We start from the raw sequence: 21,376 nt of genomic DNA on the forward strand, positions 1-21,376 counted from the left end.
AAGTAATCATTAAATGTCTAGTTTTCTTTATCGTGATTAATATTAAGTAACTGATAAAGTTGTTCCTGCCAATCTAATTTTACACTTGCCTGTCGCCCTTTTATTGTCTTACCGCCATGGTGTTCAAACCGTTGAATTAACGTCGGTTCAGTAATATCACAACATGGCTCCTGTGGATGTTCAAGCTGCTCACCAAAATAATCTAATATCATTTTTCGTCGGCAAATCTTCGTATTGTTTATATAACGAGCCATCCATTCCAAATGACTGCTTAAATTCTTCTGCCGTTTTTTAAATGCTTTTATAATCATTTTCCCGTTATACCCATGCTTTAGGTAAAAGGAAAATAGTTCATGATTATCTCCCAGTACACTAGCAGGTTGTTGTTTGTTCTTAACTGCCTCTAAGAGCGTACTTTCTGGCAAGTCAATATAATTTAGTGTTCGCTGAATTTGTTCATCCCCTGGGCAATACAAGAGAAGTGCCAAACTTGGCTGACCATCACGGCCAGCTCGTCCCACTTCCTGAACATAGCTTTCTAAGTTTGCTGGTTCATGGAAGTGAATGACAAAGCGAATATCCTCCTTGTCAATTCCCATTCCAAAAGCGCTGGTTGCACAAATTAACTGGATCTGATTTCCCATAAATTGCTGCTGCAACCGGTACCGATCAAGCGGTGCGATTCCCGCATGGTAAGCGGCAACGTTTTTATTGGTTTCTTTGTTTAACTTTTCTGCAAATTGACTTGCTAATTTTCGACTAGCAAAATAAATAATTCCTGGGCCAGCTAACCGACTAACCTGCTCAATCAAGTATTGTTCCTTTTCGTTTGCAGATAAGAAACGCTCAACAGCATAATAAATATTTGGACGATTTACAGAACGAATCACTTGAGTAACTGCCGCTTTTTCCAATCCCATTTTTTGGATAATATCTTGTCGTACTTCTGGAGTTGCGGTTGCGGTTAACAGGAGTGTAGTCGGTGAACCGAGGTTCTTCCTAATCGCACTAAGGAGAAGGTACTCAGGGCGAAAATCTGGTCCCCATTGTGAGATACAATGGGCTTCGTCAACCACAAATAGCGAAATTTTAGCTTTCTTTAGCGCTTGAATAATCTCCGGATTAGTAAGAGACTCAGGCGAAGTAAAGATAAACTTAAATGAAGAAAGTTGCCGAATTGCCTGCTGACGACTCTTACCGGTTAATTGGCTATTAACCATTAGAACCTTTTTCTCTCCGGAGCGATGTAGGCGTTCAACTTGATCTTGCATTAATGAAATTAGTGGCGAGACGATTAGTACACAGCCAGGAAGCAAATATCCTGGCAATTGATAAAGTAGTGATTTTCCGCCCCCAGTTGGCAGAACAGCGAGCGTATCTTGATGTTCCAAAACTGCTTTAGCGGTTTCTTTTTGTCCATCACGAAATGACGAGAAGCCGAATTTAGCGTTTAACGTTGCTAATAATTGATGATCACTAATCATTTACCTTACTCTCTCCTGATAAAGTTGAAAAAGACGAAAATAATAAAAAGCTGCTGGTCCACCAGGAACAGTCTCTGGATTAAATCTCCATTTATCGATTGGCCCATGATATTGTTTAGTCAACTGTAGTCGGATAGTCTCCGGTAAAAGTCGCTCCCAGTCAATGGCCTCAGGATAAACGATCGCTGTTTCTAACAAATGCTCACGAACGGTATTTTCCTTAATCTTTCTTCTCTTTGCAATTTGAGTAATCGAATAACCACGTTGGTAGAGTAATAGAGTTTGGTTACCACTATAACTCAACGGGCTTGGTGCTAATAACTCCTCCAACAACCGAGATAATGCTCCTTGATAACTATTAGCAAAAGCTGCAATTGCTAATAGGGCATCTTGCTTAATAATCGGTAATTGTCCCTTAGGAATGGGGAGCTGCTGACAAAATTGAAGTTCGTTTTTACCAGTTATCTGATGACCAATTAGTGAGTAAAAGAAATAGTTAACTAATCGTTCATCCACACTCTCTAGCGAATTGCCAAACAATTCAAGCTCCTTAAATAGCTGCTTAGCAATGTTCCCACGCCAATTAAAGAGCCAGTGTTTAACAACTTGTTGTTCATGATATTCATTAGTTAACGGTGCATAATAACGATTATGGTATGTTAGTTCAGAAACAACCTGGATACCGAGAAGTAACCGTTGTTCAATTCGTCGTGTATTAGCTAACCAATACCAATCAAAGAAGTGTGGTTGATATTCTTCATCAACTAATTCCTCCTGTTTCAACACTCCGGAAGTTGTTAAAAGTGCTTGTCCTGCTGAATCAAGACGAATTAGATTATCTTTAACCAACCTCTTAATTGAATGATCAAATTCCTTACGTTCTAATGAACGGTAAGCTCCCGTCCAGTTAAGAAGTCCGTATTGCTTAGCCCAGAAAAGCGTTGATACTGTTCGCCGGTTTTTTAACGTATTTTCAATTACCCTAATCCGCCGCGGCTGATGCTCATTAAAGAACCTTAATAAGTTATCCATTTTTCACTCTCCACTCTAATTAATTATAACGGAAAGAATTTAAAATGATCCGAAAAGAAACGTGATCATTTTAAAGTTGCTAAAGACTAAGAAAGCGACCTTTAACTTCACAAATTGCAAAGATAAAGGTCGCTTATTAATATCAAATTATTCTTCAAGTCGTTTTTGATTAAGCCACGATTTTAGTCGAACAGCTATTAGCGCAAACACAGCCGAAACGAGGACACCTTTAATTAAATTAAAAGGAACAACACCAACAGCAATTAACTCTGGAATTGGTAGTGTTGATTTCCAGTTCCAAAGGGCCATGTAAAGTGGAGTTAGAACCCACCAGTTTAATAGAGCCATAACCACAACTAAGGTAATTGTAGAAGCAATTCCTCCTAGCCATAATTGACGCTTAAATGACCATGACTTATGTTTCCAAGCCCAGCAAAATGGTAATAGCAATGCTAGTGAGGAAAGAAAATTGCCCAATATTCCAACTAACTCACCAGCAGAAAAGCCACGGGTTAGAGCATGGATAAGACACTTCAAAAATGCAATCATTACCCCAGCAGCTGGGCCATAAATAAACCCACCAATCAGTACCGGCAAGTCCGAAAAATCCATTTTAAGGTATGGAGCAACCGGCAAAACTGGGAATTCAAATAACATTAAAATAAACGCCAATGCACTTAAACAACTAACACCAACCATTTGGTGAACCTTTTGATGCGATGTAACCATCGACAACAACCTCCTATCGAGATTGCCTTCAAAATATTTAAACATAAAAAACACGTTACTTAACCTCGGTTGTCAGCAACGTGCATTCTCATTCATGTTTAAATAAATGTAGTAGAATCTTCTGCATACCAGACTATACTGTCGGCTCTGGAATCAAACCAGATCAACCATCGAAATGGGTTGCGGGCTATACCGCCGGTCGGGAATTTCACCGCGCCTTGAAGACAACTCCTATAAAATTTTACACCATTATAATACCCGGGATTTAGCGGTCTGTCAAGGATAAGGCAAAATGCTACATTCCTTATATTTCCGTAAAATTCCGTAGTTTTCCGTTTTTTTGCCCCATTTTGCCCCTAATCTTTTAGTCCTCCTCGGGTATCATAACTATTTACTCATTTTCTTTAGTAATTTAACCTCATCAGGTTTCAATTCCCGAAATTCGCCTGATTGGAGTCCATGAAGATCTAATGGACCATAAGTTTCACGGTGAAGTTTGATAACGGGGTGGTGAACTGCATCAAACATTAACTTTACTTGGTGGTAACGTCCCTCATGAATGGTTAACTTAACCAAGCTTGTTTTCTTTCTCTGGTCGGTTTCGATTAGGCGAGTTTTAGCCTTCTTCGTCAATCGCCCATTAACTTTTACCCCGACCCGCAATTGCTTAAGATCATTATTATTAATAATTCCCCGAACCTTTGCAATGTATGTCTTTTCAACTTCAAATTTTGGGTGCATTAACCGGTTGGCAAGGTCACCATCGTTAGTCAACATTAAAATTCCGGTAGTATCGTAATCTAATCTTCCAACAGGATATACTCGTTCTTCAATCCCTTCCTCCTTCAGGATATCAACAACTGTCCGCCGCCCTTTATCATCATGAGCACTCGTAATTACTGAACGAGGCTTATTCAGCAAGTAGTAAACATGGGCTTCACGATGAAGGAGAACACCATCGACAATCACTTCATCGTGTTCACTAACTTTAATTCCCATCTCCGTTACTGTCTTTCCATTAACTTGAACATGGCCACTAGCAATTAATTTCTCAGAAGCCCGGCGAGATGCTACTCCTGCTTCAGCCATTACCTTTTGTAGACGTTCCATTTTGCTCCTCCTGTTGTTTTTGTCGTGCCTGTAAAGCTTCTAAAAATAAGTCACCATCCAGATTGTTTAAATCAAGATCTTCTTGTTCAGCCAAGGGTGGCAATTCCTTTAATGAGGATAAGCCGAAGTAGTCTAAAAAACTATCCGTTGTCACATATAAGAATGGTCTCCCTGGTGCTTCTAATCGTCCATGGGTACTGATCAATCCACGGGCCATTAATTTTTGTAACGAAGCAGAACTTTGAACTCCACGGATATCATCAATTTCCAAACGAGTAATTGGTTGACGATAGGCAATAATTGCTAAAACTTCTAATAATACCCGTGTCAAAGGAATCGTTAAAGGCACCTCAAAATAGTGCTTAATCACTGGTGATAGTTCATGCTTAGTTGCTAAGCGGTATGTATCCCCACTATTTAATAAAACTAATGCAGAGTCAGACTCACCTTCATACCTTTCCTTTAATCTTTTTAGTAGTTCCAGTACAGCTGGTTTCATGAAACCAGTAATTTTTGCGAGATCTCCTAAAGTTATTCCTTCATCCCCGCTAATAAAGAGTAACCCTTCAATCTTCGCTAGGTTAGTTGGCTCGGTATTGCTCACCTTTTGATCCCTCCACTAAAATAATTGGTCCAAATAATTTTTCCTGGTGTACAGCGATTGCTTGATGCTTAGTTAATTCCAAAATTGCTAAAAACGTTGTAACCAATTCATCACGGGTTCGTTTCCCAATAAATAAGTCATCAAACCTCGTAGCTGCCTGTTTAACGATTGCAAAAACCTGGTTCATCCTTTGAGCAACACTTACTTTTTCCGCTGCCACTGTTTCGTGAACTGGAGAAGTTAACTGGTGACGTTTAAGGACATCGGCAAATGCTTGCTGAAGTTGGCCTAACGTAACCCCTGGTTCAACATGCTTAGCAATCATTTCAGCCGGAACATGCATTGCTGGCCTAGTATATTCTGCCTGCCGAAAATCAGCCTTATCTTTCAAATGTGAAGCTGCCTTCTGGTAACGTTGGTATTCCAATAACTGTTCCACTAGTTCTTGCCGTGGGTCAACACTTTCTTCGTTTTGTTCCTCTATTTCTTCCTCTGGTTGTGGAAGAAGCAATCGGCTTTTAATATTCATCAAGGTTGCGGCCATCACAAAATAATCACCAGCTACCTCAAGTTGGTGACTTTTCATCGTTCTTAAATAATCAAAGTATTGTTGTGTAATCTCCTCAATTTGGATATCATAAATATCCATTTTTGATTGCCGAATTAAATGGAGTAAAAGATCGAGCGGTCCCTCAAAACCACCAATCTTAAGTGTTGGTTGAAAGGGATAGCGTGGAATTACTTCTTGTTCACTTTTCATTGTTTCGCTCCCAATTTGAAATTAGCGGTTGAGTCTTTAATGTCCCCATTAATCTTCGTTCACGATATTGTCCGTGAACTGCCGTTAACAATGCATAAACATTTTTTCCGGAACGGTCAGTTGGTGTAAATGATATATGGCGGACCAAGACATATTCCTTACCGACTTCGATAACAATAATTCCAATAAAATGATTATCTTCTGTATCCTTCCAGAGATAAATCTGATAATTCTGATCCAAAGAAGATTTAATTGCATCAGCAAGCTGGTCATAATCACGCAATTCTGGGAGGAAGGACAAAAGCCCCATTGCGATCTTCTCATAGTCTTTTCGGTATCGAACTAACATTTTTTCCTCCCTGAGATTTTATGCCCGTGGGTGACATTGGTGATAAATGGTCACTAATTCCTGTGAATCAAAATGAACATATGATTCATAATTTTCTCGTCCACTTTCTCTCCCTAGAAGCGTCTGGACTACCTGCCAACTAGCACCATTATTCAATAGATCAGCAATAAAAGTGTGGCGGAGGGTTTGAAGAGTAATATCCTTTTTCAACCCTGATTCCTTAACAATCCTTTTAAAGTTCTTCCAGACCCCCTGCCGTGTCATCTGATGACCACGAGCGTTTAAGAAAACATATTCACTGGAAGTATCAGCCGTAGTCTCCAGATACTTTTTAAGCCATTCACCTGCCATTTTTCCTAAAGGAACAATTCGCTGATGATGGGGATTATCCTGGAGCTGAAGAATTTGTAAATCGAGATGAACCTGTGAGCGCTTGAGGTTAATCAATTCACTAACTAACATTCCCGTTCCATACATTAATTCTAATAATGTCCGATCACGCAAGCCATTAGTAGTAGTCGTATCGGGAATCATAAATAATTGTTCAATTTCTTTTTGGGATAATGTAATCGGGGGCTTCTTTGGTGCCACATGTTCATGATCAACATAGTCCATGGGGTTTACCTGAATTTCATGCCGACGCAAGAGATAACGAAAGAGTTGACGAAGACTAGAAATTGTCCGATTAATCGTCGTACTAGCACGATGTTCCTGTTTCAGTTTAGCGATCAGGTTAATTACAGCGTATTGGTCAACCTTTTGCCAACTTCCAATTCCGTTGGCTTCAAAAAAAGCAACACACATTTTTAAGTCATGACGATAACTTTGACATGTATTATGTGAGCGTCCTTTTTGGGTTACTAGGTAATCAATAAAGCGATCAATCGTTTCCAGCATTATCATTCTTCTTTTCAAGGAGGATTAATTGGCCGTCCTCTTCTTTTACTAGTCCAGCTTTTAATAGGTGACCAATCGCCCGTTTAAATTGTCCCTTACTAATTCCAAAGACCTCACGAATCACAGTCGGATCCGTTTTATCAGTATACGGTAACCGGCGATTTTGGTTATGCTCCAACATAGCCAGAAGCATTTGGGCATCTTCACTAATTGCCTGGTATGCCCGTGGCTTTAAGGAGAGATTCAGGCCGCCATGAGATGAAAGGCCAATCACCCGTGCCTTTACCCGTTGTCCAAGCCGCGGTTCTTGGTCACGTTCGCTTGGATGAATATAACCAAGATGGTAACCATCAGTTAACACAAAAGTACCGCTCATCTTTAATCGGTAAACAGTTGCATAAGTATCACGATTTAAAAGGCGTTTATTAGGAGCAACAGAAATAGCTTGGTAAATTTGATCATCAGCAAGTTTCCCCCAAATTCGGTCTTTATCATCAACCTGCAAAGAAAGGAGAAGTCGATCACCGGGTTTGGGCCAAAGGTGCTTTAGTGATGGCAAATCATCTAATGATACTGCAATATCTTTATTTGGCAAACCAATATCTACAAATACCCCAAGATCTCGCCGCACACTGACCACTGTTCCATAATCATAATGATCAACCTGGACCGTTGGAATATGCTTACACGTCATTTGAAGTTGGTGATCCTCATTTTCATAAACAAAGCCGCGAACCTGGCCTCCAATATTTAAAACTTGGGGGCTTTCATCCTTGGGAAGCCGGTACGTTTGCCCATTCCGGTCAGGTTGGATAAAGTAATCATTTTCATTTTCATCAATCATTACTGCTGTAACAACTTTTCCTAATGCTGAATTCATTAAATAATCCCACTTTCATTAATCCGATTTCATAATTACTAATAATTAATTTTACACGGCTCAGCGTAATTTTACTAGTATTATGAAAAACAAAAGCTCTCGTGGAATTCCACAAGAGCTTTTAATTAATTTGATAGTTTCATAAGACTTAATTAGTCAATAGTCTTAATCCGCATCATGTTAGTAGCACCCTTAACACCTAGAGGTACACCGGCAACAACGATAATCTTGTCACCCTTCTTAGCAAAGCCAAGTTCTACAGCCTTCTTGGCAGCTAAGTCGAACATCTTATCAGTGTTCTTCATTTCGTCAACAACGTATGGTTGAACACCCCAGTTGATCATAAGGCCGCGTTCTACCCGTTCATTAGGAGTAAGAGCAACGATATCAGCGTTAGGACGGTACTTAGAAATCATCTTAGCAGTGTAGCCTGAAGCAGTGTAGGCAACAATGGTGTGAATATCTAAGTCCTTAGCTGCATTAGCAACAGCTGAACCGATAGTTTCGGTAACGTCTGACTTGTCCCAGTCAAATTTTTCAGTACCGAATTCCCAAAGGTGGTTTTCAGCCTTGATATCGATAGCGTTCATCATTGCAACTGACTTAACAGGGTAATCACCGTTAGCACTTTCACCAGAAAGCATAGTGGCATCAGTACCATCAAAGACAGCGTTAGCAACGTCAGAAACTTCGGCACGAGTTGGACGAGGGTTTTCTTGCATTGAGTCAAGCATTTGGGTAGCAGTAATAACTGGCTTACCTAATTCATTACAACGCTTGATCATGTGCTTTTGAACGATTGGCACATTTTCAGCAGGAATTTCAACACCCATGTCACCACGAGGAACCATTAAACCATCAGAAACTTCAATGATTTCTTCGAAGTTGTCGATACCTTCTTGTGATTCGATCTTAGGGAAGATTTGAACATCTTCCATGTTCTTTTCCTTAAGGAGTTCACGAATATCAAGAACATCTTGAGCCTTACGAACGAATGAAGCTGAGATGTAGTTAATCTTGTTGTCCAAACCGAAACGAATATCACTGCTATCCTTTTCAGTAATTCCTGGCAAGTTGATAGAAACACCAGGAGCGTTAACACCCTTCCGAGAACCAAGAACACCATTGTTAAGGACGTGACAAACAAGTTCCTTGTGTTCTTCATCCTTTTCATCGATTAACATGTCAATAAGACCATCATCAAAAAGAACGTGGCCACCAACATGAGTATCGTCATAAAGGCCTGGGTAAGTAACAGCGATCTTTTCGTGGGTACCTTCAATTGAAGGATCCATGGAAATACGAACCTTGTCACCGATCTTAAAGTTGATCTTGCCTTCCTTTTCAACAGTAGTCCGGATTTCAGCACCCTTGGTATCAAGCATTAAACCAACGTGCTTACCAGTAATTTCTTGCGCCTTCTTAACGTTTTCCATCCGTCCCAAGTGTTCTGGGTGGTCACCGTGTGAGAAGTTAAACCGGAAAATATTTGCACCAGCATTAATCAACTTAACGATGGTGTCAACATCTGTACTTGCAGGACCAAGTGTACTTACAATCTTGGTTTTCTTCATAAATGAATCTCTCCTTTGCATTTATGCATCAACTGCGGTTTGCATTTGCATACCTCATTTGCACAGCCTTATGATAGCACTTTTCAAAATCTGTGTCTGTAGTTTTTTGCGAAAAGATATTGGGAAAACGCTATCATTTAATAAATCTCATTAAGTATTAATTTTTGACAAATATCAAGATAGCTTTTGGAAGACCACGTTTCCCTTTCCCAGGATTTTGATTAATCCCTGGTATGTCTCATTCTTTGAATTTAGCCACCGTAATTTGGGCAGAATCTTTTTTTGGTCATTTTCCGGATAATAAATGATAACTGGAATTGGTCCTCGATGAGCTGCCATAAATTGATAAAGTTGCTGATGAATTTGTTCGGTATTATTTTGGGGTAAAATTCGCAAAAACCACCGTTGCTGAGTAGCCGGTTGTTGTTGACGTAGCCGCTTTGCATCCCAAATTCGGTCAGCAATAATTTGGAGGCCATGTCCTTTACGTTGCTCTGCATAGCCACTAACCATTACTACGCGATTATTTTGTAATAGTTCTTGGTAACGATCAAACTGACGGGGAAAAACCGTTACCTTAATTTCACCGGTTTGGTCGGTTCCTGATAAGAATGCCATTTGCCGATGATTCTTCTTCGTATAAATCGTTCTAACATGATTAATTAGCATTAAAACTATAACATTTTGACCAGGACGGAGTTGACTAGCAGACTGGATATTATACCTCGTCATTAGTCCTTTATATTGGGCCACAGGGTGTCCAGAAAGATAAACCCCTAAATATTCATTTTCCTTTGCTAAGCGTTCTGTAAGTGGATATTCTTGGCGGGAAGCAATGGTTGATTGTAATGCCGGATCACTTTCAAGTTCATCAGTACTTCCGAATAGTTGAATTCCGGAGATTAACATTGGCAAAGCGTCAATCATCTCGGCACGGTTATAGCCTAATCCATCAAACGCTCCGGCATAGATAAGTGGTTCAATTAGCTCACTCTTCTGCCACTTACTAGCCAATCGAGAAATGAAGTTTCGAATATCCTTATACGGACCGTTTTGCTTGCGCTCTTGAATGATTTCTCGAATTAAGTCTCGACGCAGTCCCTTAACTGATGCTAAGCCAAAATATAATTGACCGTTATTGAGTGAAAAACTAGTTTGACTTTGGTTGATGCGTGGACCGACAAGTTCAACCCCAAACTGACGCGCATCTTGAACGTGTGCCTTTAATTTATCAACGTTTGGCTCAGCGTTCATTAACGCGGTAAAGAACTCTCCCGGATAATTAGCTTTTAGATATGCCATCTGGAAAGCCATCTTTGAATAGGCAACTGCATGTGATTTATTAAAACCATAATTAGCGAACTGATCAATATAATTAAATACCTGCTCCGCCAAATCTTCTGTATACCCATTAGCCTGTGCACCATTTAAGAACTTAGTACGCATTCCTTCCATCGTCGCCTGCTTTTTCTTACTCATCGCACGACGTAACAGATCGGCTTCACCCAAACTAAAACCAGCCATTGCTGAAGCCAGTTGCATAACTTGTTCCTGATAAACTAAGATCCCGTATGTTGATCCCAAAATAGGTTCTAGCGAGGGATCTGGTAATTGGTATGTTTCTTCTCCCCGTTTACGAGCAATAAAATGAGGAATATTTTCCAATGGTCCTGGACGGTAAAGAGCGTTAACAGCAACTATATCTTCAAAATCATCTGGGTGAAGATTTATCAGCACTTCCCTAATCCCCGCTGATTCAAATTGGAATACGCCATCGGTTAAGCCGCGTTGAAAGAGGGCTAATGTCTTGGGATCATTTAATGAAATCGTAGAAAGATTAAAGTCCGGTTGCTGCTGTCGAATTAATTTTAGGATATTATCCATAATCGACAGGTTTCGCAATCCCAGAAAGTCCATCTTTAGTAGTCCCAAGGCTTCAACCGTATCCTTAGGGAATTGCGTCATTAATAGTCCCTCACTCCCGTCCTGGAGAGGAACAATCTCATGAAGCGGGCTTTCGGATAATACTACCCCAGCAGCATGAATCGAATAATGTCGGGGAAGGCCCTCTAACTTTTGAGCGACCTTATACAATAATTGGTATTCTGGATGATCACTAAGCAGGTTTTGCAAACGTTGTGATTCTTTTAATCCCTCTGCTAATGTGACGTGGAGGCCATGAGGAATGGCACTAGCAAGTTCATTAACTGCATAGCGATTCAAGCCAAATACCCGACTCACATCACGAATAACTTGCTTAGCCGCAAGGGTACCAAAAGTGATAATCTGGGCAACACGTTGATGCCCGTACTTTTGGTGGACATATTCAAGAACTTCACCACGTCGGTTATCAGGAATATCCAAATCAATATCCGGCATCTGTGCTCGCTCAGGATTAAGAAAACGTTCAAATAACAGATGGTACTGTAAGGGATCAACATCGGTAATTGCTAAGGCATAAGCTACCAAAGACCCTGCTGCTGAACCCCTTCCCGGATCCGTTGTTATTTTTTCCCGGTGGGCAAATCGCATAACATCCCAAACAATTAGGAAGTAATCGTCAAATCCCATCTCATGAATCACTTTTAATTCCTTTGCCAGACGTTGTTGGTAATCACTTAATTTCAATTCTGGAGCAATCCGCCGTTTTTTCAATCCCTCAATGCATAAGTGTCGAAGGTATTCAGCAGCTGATTGTCCTTCAGGGGTACTAAAATGTGGCAGAATTGGTTGTTTAAATTCAAAGTCAAGATTACAATTTTTTGCAATTTCTACTGTCTTCGCAGCTGCCTGGTCAAGTTTTACTCTTTGATAAGCAGATAAAACATCTGCCTGTGTACGAAGGTAGTGGTTGCCTAGCTTTCTTGCATTAGTTTCCACATTATCTAGCTGAACATTCGCGTCAATTGCTTGAAGAACCTTAGTGGCAAACAAATCATCTGCATTCAAATATTCAACGGGACTCACTCCTATAAGATCTAAGGAATGGTTTATTGCTAATTGACTTAACGTTGACCGTTGAATTTGATCTAATTGGGGATTAGTTCCTAAAAGAAGGCTATCCTGATCTGTCGTATCACGTAAAAGCTGAATAACTGTGTCATCAGCCTTTAGCCAACTAAACACCGTGGATTGTGGTGGAATAATAACATAAAGTGAGGAAAGAAATGATTTAATCTGCTCAAATGATAATGGCAACTGTTCACGATTACTTGTCTGCTGAAGGGTGGAAAGTTCCATTAGGTTCTTATAACCAGTCTTGTTCTTAGCCAAAAAAACTAATTCTAAGTTAGTCCCGTCAACGTTATTTAACGTAATCGTCAATTGCAAGCCAATAATTGGTTTTATTCCAACTTCTTTAGCAGCATTATAAAAATCAACAGCACCATATAAAACATTTTTATCAGTCAACGCAAGTGCTGAATAGCCACGTTCTTTAGCAGCCATAACTAATTTCTTTATCCGAATTGGACTCCTTAACAGTGAATAGCTACTTTTTACTTGAAGCGGTGCAAAATTCACCTTCATTCATCCCCCTTTCATTAAGAAATTATAGCAAATGTTGTTAAATTATGCTGTGAAGGGCTAGCAGGATTATTTAGTAAGTGTTAAAATTATTTTAATTGAGATGGATAAGGAGATGTTCCGAGTGAAACTATTAGAAGCAAACATCGGTGGTGGTGTTATTGCTCTCATCTTAGGTGAGATCTTAGCTTACATTGATAGTCAACTAGAAACAATGACACCAGATTACCTATTAACCGGTATTTTGGCCGTTGTCTTCGGCTTAGTTGCTGCTAACTGTGTATACTTCATCACACGAAAAGCTGATCCATCAAGAAACTAATTCTTAAAAAAAGAAAGAATAAAAAAGAACCAGGAAAGCAATTTCCTGGTTCTTTTTTTATTCAACTCCGCTCATCTTTTGTTTAATTAAAGCACTGCAATAAATTATAACTTCAATCACTGCAATAAAGAAACTGACTGGCCAATTAGTTAAATAACCAAGGAAAAGCCCTAACCAAGTTCCTAAAAGTGAAAAGAGAATTGCTAACCCAATCATCTTAGCAACCCCATGAGTAAAGTATTTTGCACTAGCTGCCGGAAGAGTTAAAAGGATAAAAATTAAGAGTGAACCAACAATTTGAGCCGCAACACTCACGCTTAATGCTAAAATAACCAAAAAAATAACGGAATACAATGTAGCATTAAGTCCACTCACTCGTGCTCCGATTGCATCAAACGAAGTAAATTTAAGTTGCCGATAAGTTGCAAAAATTACCAAAATAACAATGATTGATAAATAAATTAGTTGCCAAACTTCACTTAAATTTATCCCCACAACGCTTCCAAAAAGAATATTAGTTGCCGAGCTAGCGTTTTTACTGCTTAAAGAAAGAAAGAGGATTCCAAAGCCAATAAAAAGAGCCGAAACAGCACTAGTAACTGCTTCACGACGCGATTCTTTAATACTCATTTGACCAACAAGAATTGAGCTAAGCATTGTAAAGAGGATCATCCCATTAAGAACCGGCCAGCCAATGAAGACTGCAAACGCACCGCCAGCAAAGCCAATTTCAGATAGTGTATGAGTCAGAAATGAAAGATTCCTTGCAACAACAAAGACGCCAACAAAGCCACTAACAATGGCAATAAAAGTACTGGCAATAAAGGCGTGGCGCATAAAACTTAGTTCTAACATTACTTAACCTCCTTTTCTGGTTGGGGAAGTTCATTGATCGTCCCCGTTAAGTACCCATCCCCGGTCATCTGAAGAAAGCGAGTTCCATAATGTTGAGCTAGTTCCCAGTCATGGGTTACAAACATCACGCTAAGTCCCTGTTGTTGAAAACGAGTAACCAAATCTAATAGCTCATATTTCATCTCATTATCCAAACTTGCAGTTGACTCATCCAAAATTAACAGTCCCGGACTAGGAAGCAGGGCTTGAGCCAAGTAAGCCCGCTGCTTCTCACCACCAGAGGCCAAGCCAAGGGGACGGTCAGCAATTTTTTGTAAGTTTGTCTCGCTAATTACCTTGTTTACCCGTTGACGTTCATCCTTTTTTAGCCAAGGAAGAAAACTATGAGGAACATTCAATGCTATAAAATCGCGAATTGAAAGGGGGTATTCCTGATCAATATTCCGGAATTGAGGAACATAACCGATTTTTGTTTGCGGATTAATTATTATTTCACCCTTTTGTGGCTTAGTAAAGCCCAGCATCGACCGAACAAGAGTTGTTTTTCCGACCCCATTTTCGCCGATTACTACTAAAAAATCTCCCTGGTTAATATTAAAACTTAAATCATGAATTACCTGATGGTTACCATAAGCAACCGCTAAATCGTTAACTGTGACAATTGACATTCTACTTCTCTCCCTGCTGAATTCGTGATAGTGCCCGATATTGTGAAAGCATCCACTCTTGATAAGACTTGGCACTATTAGGCTTGGTTTCCGTTACTTTTAACACTGGAACATGATGTTTACGTGCTAGCTTTACCAAACCATTAACAACGTGATCACTCGTTTGGGAATTTTCAACGAAAAACGCAATTTCATGATTTTTAATTGCAGATTGCAGTTGTTGAATATCTTGTGGTGATGGATCATTACCATCTTCAATGGCTTTTTCAAAGTGTTGATCCACTACTTGATAGCCTAAAGCCGTTAATGCATAATCAAATACCGGTTCACTGACTGCAACCCTATTATTTTCTGGGCTAACGTTTGCTTTAATTTTAGCAATTTCCTGTTCCAATGGTTTTAATGAGTCAATGTATTTTTGCTCATTCTTTTGGTAATAGCTTTGGTGATTTGAATCCAACTTTCCGTATTGGACAGCTAAGTCCTGTGCTAGTCTTTTCATCGTTGATGGTTCATACCACAAGTGCTCATTCTGCCCGGTTTGTTTGCCCATTAAACGACCAACATTTACCACTTTCTGTGCGTGATTCTGGTTATCCGAATGAGCGATTTTATTTAACCATTCATCATAACCCAGGCCATTTTCAATAACGACATTTGCATCCCCAACCTGTTTTGCCTGCGCAGTTCCTGGCTGATAATCATGAGGATCAACCGATGCATTATCAATTAATGACGTTACTTTCCCGTACTTTCCAGCAACCTGCTGAGCAACCTCTCCGTAGAAGTTTAAACCAGTAATTACCCGAATTGGCTTTTTATCAGTATTAAGCGTTTTAAAGGGAATAAATGACAACGCTAAAATCACAAGTAATAAACTAACAAGGCCACTCATACCAATGAAGTATTTTTTCATTCTCTTCTCCTTTAATAGTAATCATTATCATTAAGAACAGTTGCTATCTTACCAAACTATTCATTTGAATGCAAGTTTAAACTCAATGATGATCTCTAAAGTATTTACATCAGTCAAAACAAAAAGGAACTTTACAGAAAACAAACATAACTTCCGCCAAGTTCCTTTAATAAATAATTATTAATTATTCTGACTATTTAATTCATTAATCTTAAGAAGAACATCCAATGCCTTTTCCATCGTCTGTAGGGAAACGTACTCAAATCTACTGTGCATGTTTTCGCCACCAGCAAACAGGTTTGGTGTTGGCAATCCCTTATAAGAAATTGTTGAACCATCAGTTCCACCACGAACCGGGTAAATTACTGGCTTAATATTCAAATCTTCCATTGCCTTTTTAGCAATTTCAACCGATTCCATCTTTCCTTTAAGCGCATCTTTAAGGTTATAGTATTGATCATAAAGGTTCATGTTGATCCGTTTACTACCTAACTCATTATTAAGACCGTTGACAATCCGTTCAAGCAGGTGCTTTCGTTCTTCAAAAGTTTCCCGATCATGATCACGAATAAGGTAAACCATCCGCACATGGTCGACAGTTCCATCAAATTTATACAAGTGAAAGAACCCTTCCCGACCTTCAGTCCGTTCAGCACGCTCATGGACTGGTAAACTGTTATGGAGATCAATAGCAACCTGGATAGCGTTAACCATGGTTCCCTTAGCTACCCCAGTATGAACATCCTTTCCGGAAATTTCTATTTCTGCTTGAGCAGCGTTAAAGGTTTCGTATTCTAGTTCACCCAATGGGCCACCATCAACGGTATAGGCAAAGTCAGCACCAAAGTCGTCAACGTCAAAGTGATCAGCACCGGTACCAATTTCTTCATCTGGGCCTAAACCAATCTTGATTTCACCATGCTTAATCTCCGGATGTTTCATGTAATATGCAGCCATTGTCATAATTTCGGCTACTCCTGACTTATCGTCAGCACCCAGCAGTGTTGAACCATCAGTGGTAATTAACGTATCTCCTTGGTAATTCTTTAGGTTAGGGAATTCCGTGGTTGATAATACATATTTACCGTCTTCATCTAATTGGATATCACTTTTACCATCATAATCTTCAACAATCTGTGGGTTAACGTTATGTGCATTAAAGTCTGCCGTATCCACATGTGAAATATAACCAATTGTTGGCACTTCATAATCCAAATTACTTGGGATAGTGGCAAATAGATAGGAGGATTGAGGGTTAATATGAACATCGCTTAACCCTAATTCCTTTAGCTCAGCCGCTAATTCATTCAAGAACGCTGTTTCCTTGGGATCAGACGGAATAGTGTCTGAATCAGGGTTAGAGCGCGTTTCTGTCTTTACGTACTTTAAAAAGCGAGGTAATAAGCCTTCATATTTTTCTTCTGTCATCATTAATTCTTCCCTTCATTATTCAACATAAAATTAAATGGATCGGTATTTAGCTGGTTTTGAATAATCTCAAAATCCCAGTTATTTTCTTTCTTCCATTGTTCAAATAGCTCAGCTAATCGTTGTTCACAAATTGCCTCAATATGGTGTCCAGGATCAATTACAGTTAAATGGTTAGCAACCATATCATGTGCAAAGTGATAAGTGACATCACCGGTGACGTACGCATCTGCTCCCTTATCAACAGCTGCTTGCCAGAAGTCTTGACCAGCCCCACCAAGGACCGCTACTCGATGAATTGGTTTGTCCATATCTGATGGAGCAGCAAGCCAACGAAGGCCCTTAATGCCGAAGATCCGCATACAGTATTGAGCAAATTCTTTAGCATTCATCGAACCATTTAACGTTCCAATCCGGCCCATCCCAACTTCTTTTTGTGATACTGGGTCAAGACCAGCCTCAATCAGACGTTCCGTATTAGTTAACCGTAATTGACTAGCCAACCAATCATTCATTCCCCCATTTGCTGTATCTAAATTAGTATGGGCAGCATAAACTGTGATTCCATGACTAAGTAACTGGGCATACATTTCATTTTGTAAGATCCGAGTGTCAAGATTCTTTGCCGGATGAAACATAACTGGATGGTGGGCAAAGATAAAATCCACATCCTGTTCAATTGCTTCCTGCACAACTTCTGGACGGACATCCAGCGTTGTCATCAACCGCTCAATCGGTTTATCAGGATTCCCTAATTGGAGTCCCGGATTATCCCAACTTTCTGCCAATTTTGGACTAGCAAATTGTTCAAAGCGGTGAATCAATTCATTACCTGTCGTCATTATTTAACGCCTCCTCTATTAAAGCTATGTATTCCTCCTGTTGGTGAATCTTCTTAACCGGTGGTTGACTTGCATGGCTCATTTGTTGAAGCACCATTTTCTGTCGCTGTAGTTCACCATGCCATTTCTCATCAAACACGGGAGAATGTGCCTCAAGTAAAAACGGCCCAAAAGTCAGTTCGTACTTACTATAACGAAAAGGAACAATTGATGGTTCAGCAACAATCACTTCATAAATGTGGTCATCTTCAGCAATCATTTTTTCAGCCATAATTTGGAATTGGTGGTCCATCAGCCACGTTCTTAATCGAGCCTCACCAACGTTCGGCTGTAATATCAAACGGGACACACCAGTCAATTTTTCGGGGTGGGCATCAAGAATTTGGGTAATTAATGCTCCCCCCATTCCCGCAATCGTAATTGTATCGATCCGATCGGCATCTTCAATTGCAGCTAAGCCATCTGCTAGTCGTGATTGAATAATATTAGCCAATTTTAATTTTTGAATCTCATGTACAGCATTTTCGTAGGGGCCCTTTACAACTTCACCTGCAACCGCATAAGTAATTCGTTTCTGCAAGGCTAATGCCGCTGGTAAGTAACCATGATCAGATCCAATATCCGCTACTCGCGCTCCTTTGGGGACAAATTCAGCTACAGTTTCTAAGCGTTGGGATAAGTTTTGCGCATCCACTCTCTACCATTTCCTCTCAACATTTCTTTATACATTAAGTATAGCAAATGTTTAAAAAAAGAGGAGGTTAACAACAAAGTCAATCCCGACTTCATTGCTCTCCCTCCATCTTTTCTAATTTAGTTCTTTTACAAATTTACCAATCCGGTTAAGTGCCTCATGAAGATCCTCATCTGAAGATGCGTATGAAAGACGAACATAGCCTTCACCACCAGCACCAAAAGCACTTCCCGGAGTTACACCAACCTTAGCTTGATGGGCTAATTCAGTAGCAAATTTAACGTCATCCTTGCCAAATGCTTCCGGAATCTTTGCAAAGATGTAAAATGCTCCTTCTGGCGTTGACATTTCAAAACCAAGATCACGTAAACCAGCAGTTACAAAATCACGACGCTTTTCGTAAATCTTGCGGAATTCAACCGGATCATCTTGACCATTATTCAATGCTTCGACAGCTGCTGCCTGAACATTATCCGTAACGGTGGTTACAAGGAAGGCGTGCATTTTACCAATACTTGCAATAATCTCTTGCGGACCAGCCACATAGCCTAACCGATAACCGGTCATTGCATGAGACTTTGATAATCCAGAAATAAAGATCGTTCGGTTAGGGATAATTGAAGCCAATGAGTAGTGATCAACCCCATAAACAAGGTCACTATAAATCTCATCAGCAATTGCGTATAAGTGGTGTTTTTCGATTACTTTTGCTAACCCCTTCAAAGTTTCTTCCGGATATTCACGACCAGTTGGATTACTTGGGTAGTTCAAGAGAACTGCTCGTGCACCGTGGCCTTCCTTTTGCAATATTTCTTCAAGCTTTTCTGGAGTTAAAACAAAGCCATCAGCAGATGTATCAACCTGAATTGGCGTTGCACCAGCCATTGCTACTAAGGGGAAGTAGAGTGCAAACACTGGTGTTGGAATGATTACCTTGTCACCAGTATTCAATAAGGAAAACAGGGTTGCTGCTAATGCTTCAGTCGCACCAACCGTTACCACAACTTCATTTTCTGGATCATAATCAACACCACGGGTTCGCTTGATATAGCCAGAAATTGCTTTCAATAATTCCGGTTTACCCATTTGTGGTGCATAATGAGAATCATTATCTTGAATACTCTTAATTGCTGCCTGCTTAACGTGTTCCGGAGTATTCATATCTGGTTCTCCAAGGGTCAATTTAATAATCCCAGGAATCTTAGAAACTGAGCGGTCAAACGCACGAATCCCTGAAGGGGAAGTGGCTGCTAATTTATGATTAATAGTACCTGTCAGGTCTTTAGCTAATTCTGGCATAACGACGGTTCCTCCTTGTTAAAAAACACACATTATAAAGAAAATTAAGTAAAATCATTTAAAACTTAAACAATTTAAGTTTACTTTGTTTACTACCCTTAAGTCAAGATTTCTTTAATCATTTTCTTATAATTATTTAATTTAATAAGTATTTATTTAAAAATAATTAATAAAATAAGGTAACTCTAAAATAAATTCAAACATAACCACCATATTTTTCGTTTAAACTAAAAAGAGACCCAAGTCTGAGTCTCTTTCACATAATTATTCCAAGAAATCCTTTAATTGCTTAGACCGTGATGGGTGGCGTAACTTCCGCAATGCCTTTGCTTCAATTTGCCGGATCCGTTCACGGGTAACTCCAAAGACTTTCCCGACTTCCTCCAATGTTCTGGTCCGACCATCATCAAGGCCAAAGCGAAGACGTAATACATTTTCTTCCCGATCCGTTAACGTATCAAGAACGTTTTCTAGTTGCTTCTTCATCATTTCATAAGCAGCATGATCAGCTGGACTAGTTGCATCCTGGTCTTCAATGAAATCACCTAAGTGTGAATCATCCTCTTCACCAATTGGCGTTTCAAGAGAAACTGGTTCTTGAGCAATCTTAAGGATGTTTCTTACCTTTTCAGTTGGCATGTCCATCTCGGCACCAATTTCTTCTGGTAATGGTTCACGACCTAGATCCTGGAGCAACTGCCGTTGGATCCGAATCAATTTATTAATTGTTTCTACCATGTGGACTGGAATCCGAATTGTCCGAGCTTGGTCAGCAATTGCCCGAGTAATCGCCTGACGGATCCACCAAGTAGCATAGGTTGAGAATTTGAATCCACGCCGGTAATCAAACTTTTCAACGGCCTTCATCAGACCCATGTTCCCTTCTTGAATTAAGTCAAGGAATTGCATTCCCCGACCAACATACCGTTTAGCAATTGAAACAACTAACCGCAAGTTAGCTTCAGCAAGTTCTTGCTTAGCTTCTTCGTCTCCTTGTTCAATTCGTAATGCCAAGGCTACTTCTTCGTCAGCACTCAAGAGATTAACCCGACCAATTTCCTTTAAGTACATCCGAACAGGATCGTTAATCTTAACCCCAGTTGGTGCAGAAGTATCCTTCATTGCCTTTTGGGATAGTTTTTCGGTTGCCTTTAATGCTCGAGGATCTGGATCACCATTTTCATCAACAACACTAATTCCTGAATCTTCGACGTTTTGAAGTAGATTATCGATCCCATCGGCATTTAATTCGAATGGCTTTGCAACAAGTTCTGTTAAATCGCTATACTTAATGTGCTTACGCTTCTTATAAGTACGAATTAGTTTACCAACAGCGGTATCATACTTTTTTTGATCGAAGTTATCACTATTTGAAATGATGATTTCTTTCTTTTTACTTTTTGCCATA

General features: G+C 39.8%; 20 protein-coding genes and 1 riboswitch. Of the genes, 1 reads left to right on the top strand and 19 read right to left on the bottom strand.

Annotation, left to right across the window (positions count from 1 at the left end; genetic code table 11):
• Positions 1-17 precede the first annotated feature (17 nt).
• The 11 genes from H9564_RS02540 to dnaE form a co-directional block, all read right to left on the bottom strand.
• Positions 18-1,484, bottom strand: a complete 1,467-nt coding sequence (locus tag H9564_RS02540) for a RecQ family ATP-dependent DNA helicase (protein WP_191683983.1) — start codon at positions 1,482-1,484, stop codon at positions 18-20.
• Entirely contained in the window at positions 1,485-2,516 is a 1,032-nt protein-coding gene (locus H9564_RS02545; protein WP_191683984.1) for a helix-turn-helix domain-containing protein, read from the bottom strand. It abuts the gene before it with no gap.
• A gap of 147 nt (positions 2,517-2,663) precedes the next feature.
• Positions 2,664-3,245 (bottom strand): ECF transporter S component, encoded by a 582-nt coding sequence (locus H9564_RS02550; RefSeq protein ID WP_191683985.1) that lies wholly within the window; start codon positions 3,243-3,245, stop codon positions 2,664-2,666.
• A 112-nt stretch (positions 3,246-3,357) separates the two neighbouring features.
• Positions 3,358-3,475: riboswitch (FMN riboswitch) on the bottom strand.
• Positions 3,476-3,632: 157 nt separating this feature from the next.
• The gene (locus H9564_RS02555; protein ID WP_191683986.1) at positions 3,633-4,355 is read right to left on the bottom strand and encodes a pseudouridine synthase; all 723 of its coding nucleotides are present in this window, start codon (positions 4,353-4,355) and stop codon (positions 3,633-3,635) included.
• Positions 4,327-4,959, bottom strand: a complete 633-nt coding sequence (gene scpB / locus H9564_RS02560; RefSeq protein WP_191683987.1) for an SMC-Scp complex subunit ScpB — start codon at positions 4,957-4,959, stop codon at positions 4,327-4,329. The genes H9564_RS02555 and scpB overlap by 29 nt, the downstream gene beginning before the upstream one ends.
• A complete protein-coding gene (locus H9564_RS02565) occupies positions 4,937-5,719 on the bottom strand; it encodes a segregation and condensation protein A (protein WP_191683988.1) in 783 nt (260 codons plus the stop codon). The genes scpB and H9564_RS02565 overlap by 23 nt, the downstream gene beginning before the upstream one ends.
• A complete protein-coding gene (locus H9564_RS02570) occupies positions 5,709-6,068 on the bottom strand; it encodes a reductase (protein ID WP_191683989.1) in 360 nt (119 codons plus the stop codon). The genes H9564_RS02565 and H9564_RS02570 overlap by 11 nt, the downstream gene beginning before the upstream one ends.
• An 18-nt stretch (positions 6,069-6,086) precedes the next feature.
• Positions 6,087-6,965 carry a tyrosine-type recombinase/integrase gene (locus tag H9564_RS02575; RefSeq protein WP_191683990.1) on the bottom strand — a complete coding sequence of 293 codons (879 nt, stop codon included), beginning with the start codon at positions 6,963-6,965 and terminating at the stop codon, positions 6,087-6,089.
• Positions 6,949-7,845, bottom strand: coding sequence for a CvfB family protein (locus tag H9564_RS02580; RefSeq protein WP_191683991.1), 897 nt, complete (start codon positions 7,843-7,845; stop codon positions 6,949-6,951). Before H9564_RS02580 ends, H9564_RS02575 begins: the two co-directional genes overlap by 17 nt.
• Before the next feature lie 152 nt (positions 7,846-7,997).
• Complete coding sequence (gene pyk, locus H9564_RS02585; RefSeq protein ID WP_191683992.1) at positions 7,998-9,419, bottom strand: pyruvate kinase; 1,422 nt, start codon at positions 9,417-9,419, stop codon at positions 7,998-8,000.
• Positions 9,420-9,593: 174 nt separating this feature from the next.
• Complete coding sequence (gene dnaE / locus H9564_RS02590) at positions 9,594-12,941, bottom strand: DNA polymerase III subunit alpha (RefSeq protein WP_191684012.1); 3,348 nt, start codon at positions 12,939-12,941, stop codon at positions 9,594-9,596.
• A 118-nt stretch (positions 12,942-13,059) separates the two neighbouring features.
• Here dnaE and H9564_RS02595 point away from each other — a divergent pair, with 118 nt between their 5' ends.
• Positions 13,060-13,266, top strand: coding sequence for a DUF2929 family protein (locus H9564_RS02595; protein ID WP_225209518.1), 207 nt, complete (start codon positions 13,060-13,062; stop codon positions 13,264-13,266).
• A 57-nt stretch (positions 13,267-13,323) separates the two neighbouring features.
• Here the strand turns inward: H9564_RS02595 and H9564_RS02600 are convergent, their stop codons facing one another.
• The 8 genes from H9564_RS02600 to rpoD form a co-directional block, all read right to left on the bottom strand.
• Positions 13,324-14,121, bottom strand: coding sequence for a metal ABC transporter permease (locus H9564_RS02600; protein WP_191683993.1), 798 nt, complete (start codon positions 14,119-14,121; stop codon positions 13,324-13,326).
• Positions 14,121-14,789, bottom strand: a complete 669-nt coding sequence (locus H9564_RS02605) for a metal ABC transporter ATP-binding protein (RefSeq protein ID WP_191683994.1) — start codon at positions 14,787-14,789, stop codon at positions 14,121-14,123. Before H9564_RS02605 ends, H9564_RS02600 begins: the two co-directional genes overlap by 1 nt.
• Position 14,790: 1 nt before the next feature.
• Positions 14,791-15,705, bottom strand: coding sequence for a metal ABC transporter solute-binding protein, Zn/Mn family (locus H9564_RS02610; protein ID WP_191683995.1), 915 nt, complete (start codon positions 15,703-15,705; stop codon positions 14,791-14,793).
• A gap of 180 nt (positions 15,706-15,885) precedes the next feature.
• Entirely contained in the window at positions 15,886-17,133 is a 1,248-nt protein-coding gene (pepT, locus tag H9564_RS02615) for a peptidase T (protein ID WP_191684013.1), read from the bottom strand.
• A 2-nt stretch (positions 17,134-17,135) separates the two neighbouring features.
• Positions 17,136-17,975, bottom strand: coding sequence for a Nif3-like dinuclear metal center hexameric protein (locus H9564_RS02620; protein WP_191683996.1), 840 nt, complete (start codon positions 17,973-17,975; stop codon positions 17,136-17,138).
• Positions 17,962-18,669, bottom strand: coding sequence for a tRNA (adenine(22)-N(1))-methyltransferase (locus H9564_RS02625; protein ID WP_191683997.1), 708 nt, complete (start codon positions 18,667-18,669; stop codon positions 17,962-17,964). Before H9564_RS02625 ends, H9564_RS02620 begins: the two co-directional genes overlap by 14 nt.
• A 114-nt stretch (positions 18,670-18,783) precedes the next feature.
• Positions 18,784-19,968, bottom strand: coding sequence for an aminotransferase class I/II-fold pyridoxal phosphate-dependent enzyme (locus H9564_RS02630; protein ID WP_191683998.1), 1,185 nt, complete (start codon positions 19,966-19,968; stop codon positions 18,784-18,786).
• A gap of 264 nt (positions 19,969-20,232) precedes the next feature.
• The gene (rpoD, locus tag H9564_RS02635; protein WP_191683999.1) at positions 20,233-21,375 is read right to left on the bottom strand and encodes an RNA polymerase sigma factor RpoD; all 1,143 of its coding nucleotides are present in this window, start codon (positions 21,373-21,375) and stop codon (positions 20,233-20,235) included.
• Between the last annotated feature and the right edge of the window lies 1 nt (position 21,376).

This window comes from Limosilactobacillus avistercoris, from assembly GCF_014836425.1.
GTDB lineage: Bacteria > Bacillota > Bacilli > Lactobacillales > Lactobacillaceae > Limosilactobacillus > Limosilactobacillus agrestimuris.

What these genes read in the sequence shown, in the direction of transcription:
- H9564_RS02540 (WP_191683983.1), bottom strand. Translation starts at nt 1,484, where the DNA reads ATGATTAGTGATCATCAATTATTAGCAACGTTAAACGCTAAATTCGGC.
- H9564_RS02545 (WP_191683984.1), bottom strand. Translation starts at nt 2,516, where the DNA reads ATGGATAACTTATTAAGGTTCTTTAATGAGCATCAGCCGCGGCGGATT.
- H9564_RS02550 (WP_191683985.1), bottom strand. Translation starts at nt 3,245, where the DNA reads ATGGTTACATCGCATCAAAAGGTTCACCAAATGGTTGGTGTTAGTTGT.
- H9564_RS02555 (WP_191683986.1), bottom strand. Translation starts at nt 4,355, where the DNA reads ATGGAACGTCTACAAAAGGTAATGGCTGAAGCAGGAGTAGCATCTCGC.
- H9564_RS02565 (WP_191683988.1), bottom strand. Translation starts at nt 5,719, where the DNA reads ATGAAAAGTGAACAAGAAGTAATTCCACGCTATCCCTTTCAACCAACA.
- H9564_RS02570 (WP_191683989.1), bottom strand. Translation starts at nt 6,068, where the DNA reads ATGTTAGTTCGATACCGAAAAGACTATGAGAAGATCGCAATGGGGCTT.
- H9564_RS02575 (WP_191683990.1), bottom strand. Translation starts at nt 6,965, where the DNA reads ATGCTGGAAACGATTGATCGCTTTATTGATTACCTAGTAACCCAAAAA.
- H9564_RS02580 (WP_191683991.1), bottom strand. Translation starts at nt 7,845, where the DNA reads ATGAATTCAGCATTAGGAAAAGTTGTTACAGCAGTAATGATTGATGAA.
- pyk (WP_191683992.1), bottom strand. Translation starts at nt 9,419, where the DNA reads ATGAAGAAAACCAAGATTGTAAGTACACTTGGTCCTGCAAGTACAGAT.
- H9564_RS02595 (WP_225209518.1), top strand. Translation starts at nt 13,060, where the DNA reads ATGTTCCGAGTGAAACTATTAGAAGCAAACATCGGTGGTGGTGTTATT.
- H9564_RS02600 (WP_191683993.1), bottom strand. Translation starts at nt 14,121, where the DNA reads ATGTTAGAACTAAGTTTTATGCGCCACGCCTTTATTGCCAGTACTTTT.
- H9564_RS02605 (WP_191683994.1), bottom strand. Translation starts at nt 14,789, where the DNA reads ATGTCAATTGTCACAGTTAACGATTTAGCGGTTGCTTATGGTAACCAT.
- H9564_RS02610 (WP_191683995.1), bottom strand. Translation starts at nt 15,705, where the DNA reads ATGAAAAAATACTTCATTGGTATGAGTGGCCTTGTTAGTTTATTACTT.
- pepT (WP_191684013.1), bottom strand. Translation starts at nt 17,133, where the DNA reads ATGACAGAAGAAAAATATGAAGGCTTATTACCTCGCTTTTTAAAGTAC.
- H9564_RS02620 (WP_191683996.1), bottom strand. Translation starts at nt 17,975, where the DNA reads ATGACGACAGGTAATGAATTGATTCACCGCTTTGAACAATTTGCTAGT.
- H9564_RS02630 (WP_191683998.1), bottom strand. Translation starts at nt 19,968, where the DNA reads ATGCCAGAATTAGCTAAAGACCTGACAGGTACTATTAATCATAAATTA.
- rpoD (WP_191683999.1), bottom strand. Translation starts at nt 21,375, where the DNA reads ATGGCAAAAAGTAAAAAGAAAGAAATCATCATTTCAAATAGTGATAAC.